The sequence below is a fragment of the Leptolyngbya sp. GGD genome (assembly GCF_026735145.1).
Taxonomy (GTDB): Bacteria; Cyanobacteriota; Cyanobacteriia; order Leptolyngbyales; family Leptolyngbyaceae; genus Leptolyngbya; species Leptolyngbya boryana.
In genome coordinates this window covers 168,321-182,092 of sequence record NZ_JAPQKE010000003.1, presented here as the reverse complement: position 1 = coordinate 182,092, position 13,772 = coordinate 168,321, and the positions used below count along the sequence as shown (strand labels likewise).

Here is a 13,772-nt window from a genome sequence, read left to right as displayed (position 1 = left end):
CTTTAAGTCTTGTGATGCTCCCATTCTGATTGAGCGAATAAAGTGCTACAAGTTCAATATCTGAACCTGATGGCAATTCTCTCCCAAAGCATTATGAGAAAGGGGTATGGGCAATTCTGTCCGGTAGCAAAGGCAGCGGAAGTCGTTGGTGATCGCTGGGCGCTCCTTGTGCTGCGAGAAATGCTGTATGGCAATCGCTACTTTAATGACATCAGTCGAGGCGTGCCCTTAATGTCTCGTGCCCTCTTATCTCAACGGCTCAAAGAACTTGAGAAGATGGGTGTTGTCATGAGCCATGAAAAAGAAACAGGGCAAGGGTATGAGTATCTGCTAACGCCAGCCGGAGAAGCGCTACGCCCGATTGTTGAAGCAATGGGTGTTTGGGCACAACAATGGGGGAGTGAACAAATTGCCCCAGAAGATTTGGATGATGCCTTATTAATGTGGGGAATGAGACGGCGAGTGAACCTTGAGGCTGTACCCTCGCAAAAGCTAGTCCTACAGTTTGACTTTCAAGGATTAACCAAAACGCGCAAAACTCATCGCAGTTGGTGGCTGGTGATCGAAGGTGGAGAAGTCGATGTGTGTCAAAAAAATCCAGGCTTTGAAGTCGATGTCTTAATATCAGCTGATTTGAGTGTGTTCACCCATGTCTGGATGGGATATACGCCTCTGAAGCTTGCCCTTCAGCAAGAGACAATCTGTTTGGAGGGCGATCGCAATCTCGTGCGTCAGGTGCCAGCTTGGTTATATCTCAACGGTGAATGGCGTTATGGTATGGGAATTGATCACTCTGCAATGCAGCTAATACAGGCTAATAACAAGCATATTGCTGCGGAATGCAATGAAATTTCTGGCTCTTAACGAAGTTAGGATTATTTTCTAGCTCGACTGAATCAGCGATCGCTTTATAATAATTTTGCTGTCACAAAACGATGCTGAGTGATCGGTGAAAGACAAAGGTTATCTGGGGCAAGAGATTAAAGCTATTACACGCAAGACATTCAATGGTTTTTAAGCTTGCTACAAAATTATTCCAAAATGCCAATAATGATGAATGACTAAAACTATGAATTACCGAGACTTCATCACAATTGAACCCAATAAACGTGGTGGAAAGCCCTGCGTACGTGGCTTAAGAATTACAGTTTATGAAGTACTTGAGTATCTAGCCTCCGAGATGACCGAAGCAGAAATTCTCGAGGATTTTCCAGATTTGACGCGAGAAGACTTAAAAGCTTGCATTGCTTATGCCGCCGATCGTGAGCGTCGAGTTATGATCGCTCCCTGATCCGCATGAAGTTACTTTTTGATGAAAACTTGTCCCCCAAGTTGCCGAATCGTTTGATTGATCTTTTTCCAAACTCGCTTCATGTTCGAGATGTGGGCATGAAAGCAACAATCGATCCGATTGTTTGGGATTATGCAAAAGACAATGATTTGATGATTGTCTCAAAAGATGCAGACATGCATGACCTGAGCTTATTATTTGGGAATCCCCCAAAAGTGATTTGGCTTCGTCTAGGCAACTGTTCAACATCGCAAGTTGAACAGTTACTACGTCGAGACTTTAACGCAATCAAATCATTCTATGAAGATCAGAACTTATCGCTGCTTGCTCTATCGTAATGCTTCATTGAGAAAGCAGCACGTTACAAGCTGACAAAATTCGCTGGATCTTGATCGCGTCGATGTCTAACAGGAATAGGTGTACCCTGTTGATTGCCAACTAATGCCGCCGTTTTTTCTAATGCAGTTCTCAATCGTTTTGCAGCATAAATCGACATATCGCGCGGAACACTAATGCGATCGCGCAAATATCTCAAAGCCACGTCTGAGCCAGCAGGTGGCGTACAAATTTCGCCCGTCATCATGAATGTCAACGCACAACGCAAAGCTTCATCCATTAAGCGATCGTCTGCCGGATTGACGCGAATAATGTTCTGATGATGCTTCACCACCCGATGTAATGCCTCTGCACGAGACGTTTCAGGTTCTGGATAAGTCACATCCGGTAAACCGTCCCATGCTCCGCGATCGACGCGGGACTGATTGATCTGAGTCTGAGGATCTTGATTCTCATAGCACCCACCCATTTGCGGCGGTAGATCATGCGCATGCGTATGGAAATCGCTTTGAGTCCCGCGATACGTCGATCGAGTTTCCATCGCATCAAACCAAGCCGACATGCGCGGATTCTCTTCTCGCATCGAATAGCCTTTGTAGTAATAAAGACTGGCATTCATCCGCTCTACATAGGGAGTGAAGACCACATCGACAATGCCGAAGTCTTCTAAGAAATACGCCCCAGGCGTTTGACTCAATGCTGCTTCAACTTGAGCCATAATCCGCACAAACTGCTCCCGATTGCGCTGGTCTTCCCGGGCTGAATTCGCCGGATAACAGAGCCACGCACACCAGGCGCGAAACAACAACCGCTCCAAACGCCGCAGAGGAACAACCTTAGGATCATTCATACTCCAACCCAAGGCACCGAATTCTCGCTCTAGCGCCATGAGAATATCATCGCTTTCAGTAATGATCCGTCCGTCTAGCTCGATCGCAGGTAGCATACCCGAAGGCACTTTCCGCTTATACCAACTCTCCTTTTCCCCATAGCAAAACATCGTCACTTTCTCGATTCGATAGGGGATTTGCTTCTCTTCGAGCCAGAGCCAGACTTTCTGACAATAGGGACACCACGCATGATGATCGCGATATAGCGTCACTCTGACATCTGATTCGGACTTGCCAAACAGACGCAATCGAGACTGAGCATTGGTATTGCCATTGACTCGATCGATCTGAAAATCTGTCAGAGCTTCCAGTTCTTCCCAACTAAGAGCAGCCATAGTTATTTTAGAAATTCCACCAGTTGATTCAGTTTGTCCCAAGCCGCACCAGAAGCAATGACCTCTTTTGCGCGATCGACGCCTTGCTGATAGGAATCCACGGCTTGCCCGACGCGGAGCGCTAATGCAGCATTTAACGCTACAGCTTCTTGTTGGGCTTGCGTCCCTTTTCCTTGTAGCACTGATTTGAGAATTTCGGAGTTCTCATCCACATCTCCGCCGCGCAATGACTCGATCGCAGCTTTCTGTAAACCAAATTCCTGCGGGTCAATGCTCGTCAGTTCAACCTGTCCCTGATTAAGAACTGCCATATCGGTTAAGTCTCCGAGTCCTGCTTCGTCGAGTTTTTCTCGACCGTGAAGCACGATCGCAGATTCTTTCCCTAACATTTTCAAAGCTTCCGCGATCGGTTCGAGTAACGTCGCATTAAACACACCAATGACCTGTCCTGTCGGCTGCATCGGATTAACTAAAGGTCCTAGCAGGTTGAACACCGTTCGGACTTTCAGCATTCGTCGCATCGGAGCGACCACTTTCAGCGCAGGATGCCAACCCGGAGCAAAAAGAAACGTAATACCGACTTCAGAAATTGCTGCTTGAATCTGATCCGGCGATGCTGCCAAATTGACACCTAACGCTTCTAGAACATCTGCCGAGCCGACTCGACTTGATGCCGATCGATTGCCATGTTTTGCCACACGCAGCCCTGCTGCCGCCGCCACAAACGCAACTGCCGTCGAAATATTAAACGTTGAAGCCCCATCTCCCCCCGTTCCGCAAGTATCAATCACAGGGAAAGCCAGGCGATCGCTCACGTGTGCCTGAGACTGCAAAACCGTTGCCATCCCCGCCAATTCTGCGGCTGAAACCCCCTTCGACTGTAATGCAGCTAAAATCGCACCCGATAGAACGGGCGGAATCTGATCATTGAGCCAGCCCTGCATGAGGGTTGAAGCTTGTTCGATCGATAAAGAATCTCGATCGAGAATTTGCTGAAGCAGTTCTGACCATTGATTAGTCTCTATTGTCGGGGAAATCATAGAAAATATAGGGCGAAATAGCGCTTTAAAATAATCTCATGCATCGGATTTCTTGCGGATTTTTCACCCAAATTGTGGAAATTACATGAAGTAATGGGCAAATGACCCAAGATTCGATCAATCCTTGATACCGTGGAGATGCGGATTATTTATCCGCCAAATCAAGTAGCAAATTTTTCGCGACTTGTGCTGAGAAGGGTATCAGGTCATCTCCATTGCATTATTAGCATTCAGCTTGCAAAGGAAAGGGTGTTTGTTTGTGCAGATTCAGAATCAATTCAATCCCTCGCTGAATTTAGTCGTCCAGCCGGGAGATCGAGAAACGCATTTAGCATTGTATCAATTGGGGTTTCAGAAAGTTGCAGCTTTGCCGCAACTGCTCTATCGTGCAGTCAGCGAATTTGAACTCTCTGCGCTCTTTGTTGGGCTTTGCCAGCGAGTTTCTGAGATTGGTCAAGCGATGTCACGCTATGTTCTGACGAGATCGCCGTTAGATGCTCAACATTTGCTACATGAATTTCTGAAAGCCCAGCCGCTGCACCAAATGACAAAGCTGGTCAAACACGCCTGGTTTTTCCAAGTTCTGGCAAAGCAACAATTATTTTTTAATTACCAGCCGATTTTTGATCTCGATTCGCGTCGGGTGGTCGCACATGAATGTTTAGCCAGAGCGCGCAATGCTCAAGGGCAACAGTTCAATGGACAGCAATTGATCGATGCAGCACTGTCGATGAATTTGACGCGCGAATTTGATAATTTGGCACGATCGATTTGCTTAACAGCCCTAGCAGAATGGAATCAGTCTGATCGTCCCATCTTTTTTATTAACGTCTTACCGAATGCGATCGCACATAATCCCGAATCGTTAGAACAGAATTTTCAGCAGATTCTCGATTTAGGGCTGCATCCAGGGCAAATCGTATTTGAACTGACCGAAGTTGAAGCGTTGACCCATCATCCCAATCTGCATAAAGTCATTCACCAAATTCGGGCGAATGGGTTCGGATTAGCACTCGATGATTTGGGAAGTAATGTTGCGCTCGATCATTACTGTACCGAGTTGCGACCAGATGTGATTAAGCTCGATCGTCGAATTGTCCACGGCTGTAGCCGATACGAAATGAAGCAAGTCATGGTCAAGAGCTTTGTTCAAGCTGCCCAAGAGCTTGAAATTACGGTCTTGGCGGAAGGGTTAGAAACCCTAGAAGACATCGAATTTTGTCGATCGATTGGAGTCAACCTCGGTCAAGGCTTCGGTTTGGGTATGCCCGGTCAAACTCCGATCGGCGCAACGCCTGAAAAAGTTGTCTGCTAAAACTTGCTTTCCTGAGATGAGACTTTTCTCTAAGTTTGATTTCTCATCGAGTTAGAGAAGTAAGGTGCAGAGCCATCTTGAACGTGGAAGTCACTCATGGTTCATTAGATTGACGGAATTGAGTTCTAAGGTTCCGTAGCATTTGGCTCGTCCCTTGATCGATCGCACTTTGTACCAGTTGAGGAATCAAGGTTGTGATGGGCAAATTGGGGAAGGTTGGACTGCTCGAAGAGTCAACGTAGCGATCTCCATCAAGAACACTAATTTTTAGAGTCTGTTTACGGTACACCCAGATTTCAGGAACTTTCATGGCTTGATAAGCGCTGACTGTTGTGAGCGAGGTCACATCAGCCTCAATCGCAAGGTCGGGCGGGGGATAGATGTCTAGATCGAGGTCAGTACAGCCTTGAACTCGGTGAGCATTTTGAATGTAGAAACAAGTATCAGGCTCAATGCCAGCGACTTCAGGACGTTTAAGGGTTGTGAAACCAAAATCTTCCCAATCGCGCCCCTGTAATTCGAGAATGACGGTCAGAATATGCGCAATAATTCGGTGAGGACGTTCGTGGCGGGCCAGTGGAGACATGATTTCTAGTGTGCCTTGATAGTATGCAATGCGCGTGTTTCGCTTTTCACCTAAGTCAGCGAGAAGCGTTTCAAAGTCTTGCCATGAAACGTTATGAATGCTAACAGTGCTGCCAGGAGCAAGTTGAAGCGCCTTGATTGGAATAGTAAGCGTCATGATGTCAACCCGTTTTCTAGAGTGAGAAATGTTATTTGTGAGAAGAAGTCAACAGAGTGGCTTGATTGAGTCAGTGAGAAAAGAAGTGATTACCGGAATTGAGCCGAATGCCGAAGTTTTGGTATAGATTCGGTGAGTGCTAGAGTACAGACGCTAGTAGCCATAATTTTTGCACAGTGAAGAGGGATGATCGTGATTATCTAGAAGCACGACTTTCTTGGTATCTATAAAAGAGCAAAAATCCCCGCACATTTGAGACAAAGTGAAATGCGCGGGGATTTTTGCTCTTTTTCTAACCTGGAGTGAGATGGGTGTAACATCCAGGGCTGAGCGAGGTCGAAACCTAACTCTAACGAAGAATTTTGACCTGGGGAATACCCGCTTAAGCCAAGCGGCGCTTCATCAAAGGCTGAACACTGATCAGCGCGATCGCACAAAGCCCTACCAAAATTAGCAAGGCTCCACCCAAAGTCACATTGCCAAACGGAGCGTGCATGATCACACTGCCGAGATTCCAGTCTGGATGCAAATAGAGATAGCGAATCGGCTCGATCGCATAACTCAAAGGATTCAAAGTTGCGACAACTTGCAACCAAGTCGGCATAAACGACAACGGAACTAACGCAGTACTTGCAAACAGTAGCGGCAAATTCGTGACAAAAATCACGGCAAGCAACTCAATATGTCCCGGCAACGCAAACGCCAATCCTAAACTTAATGCTGTGACTGCAACAACTAACAGCAACACGATCAAAGCGACTAATGCAAGCCCGATCGCACTCGGCAATCCTGAGCCTAAAAATGCGCTCATCGCAATAATCGCCGCAGTCTGAATCAAACTCAAAGTCGTGATGAAAATTGCAGAAGCCATCACAATCGAGAACCGAGAAGCCAATGGTGCGACGAGTAACCGATTGAGAAATCCAAATTCTCGATCGAACATCACTGGAAGTCCGGCATTCAGCGCTCCTCCAAATGCTGTAAATACAATCACGCCCGCGCCGAGGAACTGTCCATAATTCACCTGATTGCCAAACAATCCTTGCGGCGCATTCTGAAACAGTGCTCCAAATAAAATCAACCACATCAACGGTTGAACAATACCCGCAACCAAAGTAGAAGGGCGGCGTTGCAGTTGAATAAACAAGCGGCGCGTCATCGCCAATGTTTCTTGTAGAAACTCGCCCAACAAATTCGGTTGAGCGATCGCGATTTTCTGCTCTGACGCAGGTTTTGAAGGAGTAATCGTTGTGCTCATAATTGACTACCTCATGCTTTGTTTACGTTCTGCTTTTGGATCTCGGCTTGCGGCTGCCGCAAGTTCCGCATCCATTAAAGTTCGACCCGTTGCTGCAAGATAGACATCATCCAAACTCGGACGAGCCTGAGCAATGCCAAAGGTCGGTAACCCCGCTTGCTGAAGCGCTTGCTGCACCGTCATCAGTGCATCACTATTGGGCGCAACAACGAGATTTAACGAATTCCCCTGTGCCTCATTAATAATCACTTCTTGAACGACCGGAATTGATTCTAATAAAGACTTTGCCTTTTCTGCTTCCTCGATCGGAGAGAACTCTCGAATGCGTAGCGTAATGCGATCGCCTCCCACTTGATCTTTCAACTCCGAAGGCGTTCCCGATGCAATCACCACTCCGCGATCGATAATCGCTACGCGATCGGCAAGTGCATCAATCTCTTCTAAATAATGGCTCGTAATTAAAACGGTCGTGCCTTGCTCGCGTAACTGGCGCAGGAAATTCCAAACGACCACTCGGCTTTCAATATCTAATCCAACCGTGGGTTCATCCAGAACCAGTACGTCTGGTTGATGAAGCAATCCCGCCGCTAGATCGAGCCGTTTTTTCAAGCCTCCAGAATAAGTGCCGCTCTTTTTATCCGCCCATTCGTTGAGTCCTAATAAATTGAGAACCTCGGCAATTCGTTCCTGAATCGATTGCTTTGGCAAATGGTAAAGGGCGGCTTGCAGTTCGAGCAGTTCGCGACCCGTGAGAACTTTATCGATCGCGACTTCTTGCGCCACGTAGCCCAGTTTTTGACGCGCAGCCCGGGGATTGTCGATCGCGCTAATTCCCGACACTTCGATTTTTCCCGCATCCGGTTCCGTCAACGTACACAAACACCGCAACGTCGTTGTTTTCCCGGCTCCATTTGGCCCTAAAAGCCCAAAAATCTCACCAGGCTGAATCTCTAGCGAAACCTCTTTCACGGCTTCAACTGAGCCGTAGCGCTTCTGTAATTTCTCAATTCGTACCGCAGAAGTCATACCACCGCTCCTAGATTTGTATCAAAACATGAAGACTTCTCCTCCCTATTCTAAGAACTGTATGCCTTGATTTCTGATGAATTGGCGATATTTATGAAAAATGCAGCATTGATTTCGCCAGATTAGAAAAATGTAAATAAATATAAAGAGAATTGTTAACTTTGATGTAGACTAATGGTTAGTGAGGAAACAGAGCGACCCAAGTGTTCTGAGTGACACTTCCCACTGAATTCACTCCAATATTGCAGGTATTCTTATGGCGATTACGATTGACTCAGCGCGTAGTATTTTCCCCAACACTCTCGCAGCCGATGCTGTACCTGCCCTCACTGCTCGATTCAATCAATTGAGTGCAGAAGACCAGCTCGCCTGGACATGGTTTGCCTTCCTCGAAATGGGCAAGACGATCACGATCGCGGCTCCCGGCGCTGCAAGCATGCAATTTGCAGAATCGACCCTAGCGCAAATCAAGAGAATGCCGTTTTCTGAGCAAACTCAGGTCATGTGTGACTTAGCAAACAATGCCGACACGCCGATTTGCCGTACCTACTCCACCTGGTCGGCAAACATCAAACTTGGTTTCTGGTATCAGCTTGGACAATGGATGGAGCAAGGCATCGTCGCCCCCATTCCAACCGGATACACCTTATCTGCCAACGCTTCTGCAGTGCTGCAATCCTTGAGAGGTCTAGATCAAGGTCAGCAAATTACTGTGTTGCGTAATTCAGTCGTCAACATGGGCTACGACGTCAATAAACTGGGCAGCTACAACCGAGTTTCTGAACCCGTCGTCGCTCCAAAAGCAGAAGCTCAGCGTACTCAAGTCAAGATTGAAGGTATCGACAATCAGACCGTGACGCAGTACATGAACAACATGAACGCCAACGATTTCGATGCGCTGATCCAACTCTTTAGTGAAGATGGCGCACTGCAAGCTCCTTTCCAAAAACCGATCGTTGGAAAAGAAGGAGTGATGCGCTTCTTTCGTGAAGAATGCCAGAACCTCAACTTGATGCCCGAACGCGGCGTTTCTGAACCCGCAGAAGATGGCTATACCCAAATCAAAGTCACTGGAAAAGTTCAAACACCTTGGTTTGGTGCAGCAGTTGGGATGAATATGGCGTGGAGATTCCTGCTCAATCCTGAAGGTAAAATTTTCTTTGTTGCGATCGACCTGCTCGCTTCGCCGAAAGAACTTTTAAATCTAATGCGATAAGCATAAATTTGCGATCGTAAATTCTCAAAGAATGGATGTTCTGAATCTTAGGAGCGTCCATTCATTTGTATATTGGCAGACTGTGATGTGAGTAAACGAAGCAAGTGAGCGAAATTCATTGGACTCAGACCGAACAAGAGATTTCTCGATCCGCATTCGATCGAGCGTATCAACGAGAGATTCAGGCGCTCATGCAAGACGTTGCTGAACGAGCCAATCAGGTCTCAGAAGTCAGCGATCTGTGGCAATTCCACGATTTTTTGAGCGCCAGACGGCACGAAATCGACGGGAAATATGACTATCGTGACTCGGTTTTGATTTTTGTGTTTGCCCAACTCGTCCGCGAAAAGTGGTTGGATCTCAATGAACTCAAAGGATTGGCAGCCGATAAACTTGCCAAAATTTCAGCCTTGGTCAGAATGGGCTGATTTTTTAGGGCTTATCTTGAATTGAAAGATTAGATTAAGCCCTATCTTTACTTTATAAAGTTGGGCGGGAAACCTAAGAGGGTTCCTCTATCTAAATTCGCCCCAACATGTTTAACGCCACAGAACTTCTCATTGATGACTTTGTTCGCCAACTGAAAGAAGGCTATCACCGAACCTATGGCGGCTGGAAATCAGATTACGAAGACATTATTGGTTGGGTTGGGTCGATGGCGATGGAAAATATTGCCAACAGTGACGCGCTCTATCACAACGTTGAACATTCGATTTTAGTCACCCTGGTGGGTCAAGAGATCTTACGAGGACGGCATATTCGAGACGGCGGGGTGTCGTGTGAGGACTGGCTGCACTTTATTGTTTCGCTCGTTTGCCACGATATCGGGTATGTCCGAGGCGTTTGCCGCCAAGATAAGACCGGGCTATATGCCACAGGTCGTGATGGCGCGATGGTTTCAGTACCGCCTGGCTCATCTGATGCCGCCATGACTCCGTATCATGTCGATCGCGCTAAACTCTTCATTGACGAACGATTTGGTGGTCATAAACTCATCGATGTCGAAGTGGTCAAACGTAATATTGAACTGACCCGCTTCCCCGTTCCTGCGGCTGAAGACCATCAAGACACGAGCAATTATCCAGGACTGGTGCGCGCTTCTGATCTGATTGGACAGCTCAGCGATCCGCGTTATCTGAAAAAAATCAGCGCACTCTATTACGAATTCGAGGAAACTGGGGTGAACAAAGCTTTAGGCTATCGCCATCCAGGAGATCTGCGAAAAAATTATCCAAAATTCTATTGGCAGGGTGTTTACCCTTATGTCAAACAGGCGCTCTACTATCTCTCCTTAACTCAACAAGGCAAGCAAATCGTTGCTAATCTCTACTCAAACGTGTTTGTCGTCGAGCATGAACCCTCCGACGAGTATTGCACCTGAAATCGGTTAGAGAAAGCGGTGTCTCGTGAATTGAACGGCGAAATTACGCGATTAACGGCAAAATTGAGGGGTACTCGATCGCGCTGTTTGCTGTATGGATCGTTTTTTCTCTCCGATTCAACAATTTCTGATTACCTGGCTGTTAATTCTCGTCTCAGGGTGGCTGACGCTGAATGCACTCACTTACTTTGGAGAATTAATCAGCGTACTCGTCACGGCAGGATTAATCGCTTTCTTGCTGAATTACCCGGTGGCAAGATTGGGAAAAGTTATGCCCAAGGCGTTAGCTGCTGGAGTGGTCTATCTATTTGCAGGGTTGATTTTAACGGTAGTTGCCGTGACGATCGCGCCGCCTATTATTCAACAGACTCAACAACTGACGGCAAATTTACCGAATCTGATTGCATCGGGACAGCAACAACTCCAAGACTTTCAAACGTGGGGAGAATCTCGGCATTTAGGCTTTGATCTCTCGTTTTTAGAACAACAACTCTCGGTTCAATTACAAGGGCAGGCAAAAACGATCGCATCGACCGGAATCGGATTGGTTCTGAACACCTTTAATTGGGTCTTGGATCTGATCCTGATTCTGGTGATTTCGTTCTATTTAGTCCTAGACGGAGCAAAGATTTGGGGCGGGATCACAGGCATCTTTTCTCAGCCGATTCAGGAGAGTTTAACGAATTCGATGCGGGATAGTTTGCAGCGATTTGCCTCAGGACAATTGCTGTTAGGGCTGTTTATGGCGATCGCGCTTTCATTGGCGTTCTGGTGGTTAAAAGTTCCATTCTTTCTCGTGTTTGCGGTGTTTATTGGGGTGATGGAAGTGATCCCATTTATTGGGGCATCGCTAGGAATTGCCACGGTTGGGATTTTAGTGGCATTTATTGATTGGTGGATGGCGATCGAAGTGTTAGGAACCGCGATCGCGATTCAGCAAGTTAAAGATAATGCGATCGCGCCTCGGATTTTGGGCGGGCTGACAGGATTGAGTCCCGTGATTATTCTCACGTCTTTGCTAGTGGGTGCTAGAGTAGCAGGACTATTAGGCGTGATTCTGGCAATTCCCTTGACCAGTGTCGTGAAAACGATCGTCGAAATCCTGATGAATCCTGACCTCCCGCCGCAAGCTGGATCAATTTTCTCGGAAGCTGTGGAAAATAGTATTCTGGAACCCATGCTTTCGGTTGATCCCGATATCGAACCGAATGTTACTGTGATCGTCAAAGATTCGCATTAATCCTTTATTTCTTCTGACCTATGGACTGGTGGCAAAAGCTCAAACGCAATCCGTTAGCTAAGTTTGGAGCAATCTTACTAGCGTTATTCTATGTTGCCGTGATTGCGGCAGAATTCGTTGCTCCTTATAGCCCCTGTGATACGGCTTCCATTACCAGTGGAGCCTGTAAACCACAAACGGATGGCGCATTGTTACCGCCCACTCAGATTTATTGGACGGATCAAAATAATCAATTCATTGGACCTCATGTTTACCCAACCACTCAAGGTCCCATTGATGTGAATACGGGCGATCGCGAATTGCAAGTTGATCGATCGAAACCTTCACCGCTCAGACTCTTCGTACAAGGCGAACCGTATCGATTGTTCCAAATTCGCTTACCGTTACCCACGAACTTTTCACTCAGCGATCCCAAGTTTGAAGAAATCGAACTTTTTTCTGGAATTCCAGGCAATCTGCATCTGTTTGGCACGGCAGGGGAGGGCAAATTTAATCTTCTGGGAACTGATGAGCAAGCGCGCGACCTGTTTAGTCGGCTCCTTTACGGTGGTCGGATTAGTCTCAGTATTGGACTCGTCGGGATCGCGTTGTCTTTCCCGATCGGGATGCTCGTTGGTGGCATTTCAGGCTATGTCGGAGGTTGGGTCGATGCGGTGCTGATGCGGATTGTAGAAGTATTGATGACGATCCCAAGCATCTACTTACTTGTTGCATTAGCCGCAGTCCTTCCACCGGGCTTAAGTAGCGCGCAACGATTTCTACTAATCGTCTTTATTACCTCGTTTATCAGTTGGGCAGGATTAGCACGGGTGATTCGGGGGCAAGTGTTATCGATCAAAGAACGAGAGTTTGTTCAAGCCTCACGCGCCATGGGTGGAAAGTCACTCTACATCATCACTCGACACGTTTTACCTCAGACCGCAACCTATGTGATTATTTCAGCGACGTTGCAAGTCCCCAGTTTTATCATTGCAGAATCGGTTCTGAGCTTGATTGGGCTTGGCATTCAGCAGCCCGATCCCTCTTGGGGAAATATGTTGTCGCTCGCCACGAATGCCTCGATTCTGGTCCTGCAACCCTGGTTAGTGTGGCCTCCCGCTATTTTGATCGTGTTGACGGTTTTGGCGTTTAACCTACTCGGCGATGGCTTGCGGGATGCGCTCGATCCGCGCAGTTTGCAGCGGTAGAAAAAGGGGTGATCAAAATTGGAAAACCCTTTAGACTGAGGAAACGCTAATAGAAACTTTCAAATGGCACAAGCAAAATTAGGCGATACAGTTCGAGTTCACTACACGGGAAAACTCGACGATGGGACAGTGTTTGACTCTTCTGTCAACGCTGATCCGCTAGAATTCACGTTGGGCGCAGGGAATGTTATTCCTGGATTTGAGAATGCAGTGATGGGGATGAGTCCAGGCGATTCCAAAACGGAAATCATTCCGGCAGATCAAGCGTACGGCGCTTATCAAGAAGCCATGGTTTTAGTCGTTGAGCGTGCTCAAATGCCGCCAGACCTACAGCCAGAGGTCGGACAACAGTTGGAAATTCGACAGCCAACTGGACAATCGATTCCAGTCGTAATTACGGACGTATCTGATGCTGATGTCACCCTGGATGCAAATCATCCGCTCGCTGGAGAAGATTTAACATTTGATATACAACTAGTCGAAATTGGTTAATAAAACTAATCAGTTGTCGAAAA

General features: G+C 47.1%; 15 protein-coding genes. 10 read left to right on the top strand and 5 right to left on the bottom strand.

The window, feature by feature from the left end:
• The first annotated feature begins 69 nt into the window (after positions 1–69).
• The 3 genes from OU814_RS15735 (at position 70) to OU814_RS15725 (ending at position 1,629) form a co-directional block, all read left to right on the top strand.
• Positions 70–864, top strand: a complete 795-nt coding sequence (locus OU814_RS15735) for a winged helix-turn-helix transcriptional regulator (protein ID WP_268184154.1) — start codon at positions 70–72, stop codon at positions 862–864.
• A 205-nt stretch (positions 865–1,069) separates the two neighbouring features.
• Positions 1,070–1,291, top strand: coding sequence for a DUF433 domain-containing protein (locus OU814_RS15730; RefSeq protein WP_026148565.1), 222 nt, complete (start codon positions 1,070–1,072; stop codon positions 1,289–1,291).
• 5 nt (positions 1,292–1,296) lie between these two features.
• Positions 1,297–1,629: a DUF5615 family PIN-like protein gene (locus OU814_RS15725; RefSeq protein ID WP_268184152.1), complete on the top strand. Its 333-nt coding sequence runs from the start codon at positions 1,297–1,299 to the stop codon at positions 1,627–1,629.
• A gap of 23 nt (positions 1,630–1,652) precedes the next feature.
• Here the strand turns inward: OU814_RS15725 and OU814_RS15720 are convergent, their stop codons facing one another.
• Both OU814_RS15720 and trpD read right to left on the bottom strand, forming a co-directional pair.
• Positions 1,653–2,852 carry a glutathione S-transferase family protein gene (locus tag OU814_RS15720; RefSeq protein WP_326498310.1) on the bottom strand — a complete coding sequence of 400 codons (1,200 nt, stop codon included), beginning with the start codon at positions 2,850–2,852 and terminating at the stop codon, positions 1,653–1,655.
• A gap of 2 nt (positions 2,853–2,854) precedes the next feature.
• Complete coding sequence (gene trpD / locus OU814_RS15715; protein WP_017287663.1) at positions 2,855–3,892, bottom strand: anthranilate phosphoribosyltransferase; 1,038 nt, start codon at positions 3,890–3,892, stop codon at positions 2,855–2,857.
• Positions 3,893–4,151: 259 nt separating this feature from the next.
• Here trpD and OU814_RS15710 point away from each other — a divergent pair, with 259 nt between their 5' ends.
• Positions 4,152–5,207 (top strand): EAL domain-containing protein, encoded by a 1,056-nt coding sequence (locus OU814_RS15710; protein WP_017287662.1) that lies wholly within the window; start codon positions 4,152–4,154, stop codon positions 5,205–5,207.
• 94 nt (positions 5,208–5,301) lie between these two features.
• Here the strand turns inward: OU814_RS15710 and OU814_RS15705 are convergent, their stop codons facing one another.
• The 3 genes from OU814_RS15705 to OU814_RS15695 form a co-directional block, all read right to left on the bottom strand.
• Positions 5,302–5,949 carry a Uma2 family endonuclease gene (locus OU814_RS15705; protein ID WP_268184151.1) on the bottom strand — a complete coding sequence of 216 codons (648 nt, stop codon included), beginning with the start codon at positions 5,947–5,949 and terminating at the stop codon, positions 5,302–5,304.
• 382 nt (positions 5,950–6,331) lie between these two features.
• Entirely contained in the window at positions 6,332–7,207 is an 876-nt protein-coding gene (locus tag OU814_RS15700; RefSeq protein WP_268184150.1) for an ABC transporter permease, read from the bottom strand.
• A gap of 6 nt (positions 7,208–7,213) precedes the next feature.
• Positions 7,214–8,233 carry an ABC transporter ATP-binding protein gene (locus OU814_RS15695; protein WP_268184149.1) on the bottom strand — a complete coding sequence of 340 codons (1,020 nt, stop codon included), beginning with the start codon at positions 8,231–8,233 and terminating at the stop codon, positions 7,214–7,216.
• Positions 8,234–8,489: 256 nt separating this feature from the next.
• On the opposite strand from OU814_RS15695, the gene OU814_RS15690 reads away from it, so the two are divergent.
• From OU814_RS15690 to OU814_RS15665, 6 genes are all read left to right on the top strand, one after another.
• Positions 8,490–9,449, top strand: a complete 960-nt coding sequence (locus tag OU814_RS15690; protein WP_017287658.1) for an orange carotenoid-binding protein — start codon at positions 8,490–8,492, stop codon at positions 9,447–9,449.
• A gap of 104 nt (positions 9,450–9,553) precedes the next feature.
• Positions 9,554–9,877: a hypothetical protein gene (locus tag OU814_RS15685; protein WP_017287657.1), complete on the top strand. Its 324-nt coding sequence runs from the start codon at positions 9,554–9,556 to the stop codon at positions 9,875–9,877.
• 107 nt (positions 9,878–9,984) lie between these two features.
• Positions 9,985–10,830 (top strand): Npun_R2479 family HD domain-containing metalloprotein, encoded by an 846-nt coding sequence (locus OU814_RS15680; protein WP_017287656.1) that lies wholly within the window; start codon positions 9,985–9,987, stop codon positions 10,828–10,830.
• A gap of 94 nt (positions 10,831–10,924) precedes the next feature.
• A complete protein-coding gene (locus OU814_RS15675) occupies positions 10,925–12,070 on the top strand; it encodes an AI-2E family transporter (RefSeq protein ID WP_268184148.1) in 1,146 nt (381 codons plus the stop codon).
• A 20-nt stretch (positions 12,071–12,090) separates the two neighbouring features.
• A complete protein-coding gene (locus tag OU814_RS15670; protein ID WP_017287654.1) occupies positions 12,091–13,257 on the top strand; it encodes an ABC transporter permease in 1,167 nt (388 codons plus the stop codon).
• Positions 13,258–13,320: 63 nt separating this feature from the next.
• The gene (locus OU814_RS15665) at positions 13,321–13,749 is read left to right on the top strand and encodes an FKBP-type peptidyl-prolyl cis-trans isomerase (RefSeq protein WP_017287653.1); all 429 of its coding nucleotides are present in this window, start codon (positions 13,321–13,323) and stop codon (positions 13,747–13,749) included.
• Positions 13,750–13,772 lie beyond the last annotated feature (23 nt).

Excerpts from the sequence above, each read along its gene's own strand:
- OU814_RS15675 (WP_268184148.1), top strand. The coding sequence starts at position 10,925 with ATGGATCGTTTTTTCTCTCCGATTCAACAATTTCTGATTACCTGGCTG.
- OU814_RS15725 (WP_268184152.1), top strand. The coding sequence starts at position 1,297 with ATGAAGTTACTTTTTGATGAAAACTTGTCCCCCAAGTTGCCGAATCGT.
- OU814_RS15705 (WP_268184151.1), bottom strand. The coding sequence starts at position 5,949 with ATGACGCTTACTATTCCAATCAAGGCGCTTCAACTTGCTCCTGGCAGC.
- OU814_RS15680 (WP_017287656.1), top strand. The coding sequence starts at position 9,985 with ATGTTTAACGCCACAGAACTTCTCATTGATGACTTTGTTCGCCAACTG.
- OU814_RS15700 (WP_268184150.1), bottom strand. The coding sequence starts at position 7,207 with ATGAGCACAACGATTACTCCTTCAAAACCTGCGTCAGAGCAGAAAATC.
- OU814_RS15690 (WP_017287658.1), top strand. The coding sequence starts at position 8,490 with ATGGCGATTACGATTGACTCAGCGCGTAGTATTTTCCCCAACACTCTC.
- OU814_RS15720 (WP_326498310.1), bottom strand. The coding sequence starts at position 2,852 with ATGGCTGCTCTTAGTTGGGAAGAACTGGAAGCTCTGACAGATTTTCAG.
- OU814_RS15735 (WP_268184154.1), top strand. The coding sequence starts at position 70 with ATGGCAATTCTCTCCCAAAGCATTATGAGAAAGGGGTATGGGCAATTC.
- trpD (WP_017287663.1), bottom strand. The coding sequence starts at position 3,892 with ATGATTTCCCCGACAATAGAGACTAATCAATGGTCAGAACTGCTTCAG.
- OU814_RS15670 (WP_017287654.1), top strand. The coding sequence starts at position 12,091 with ATGGACTGGTGGCAAAAGCTCAAACGCAATCCGTTAGCTAAGTTTGGA.
- OU814_RS15730 (WP_026148565.1), top strand. The coding sequence starts at position 1,070 with ATGAATTACCGAGACTTCATCACAATTGAACCCAATAAACGTGGTGGA.
- OU814_RS15695 (WP_268184149.1), bottom strand. The coding sequence starts at position 8,233 with ATGACTTCTGCGGTACGAATTGAGAAATTACAGAAGCGCTACGGCTCA.
- OU814_RS15665 (WP_017287653.1), top strand. The coding sequence starts at position 13,321 with ATGGCACAAGCAAAATTAGGCGATACAGTTCGAGTTCACTACACGGGA.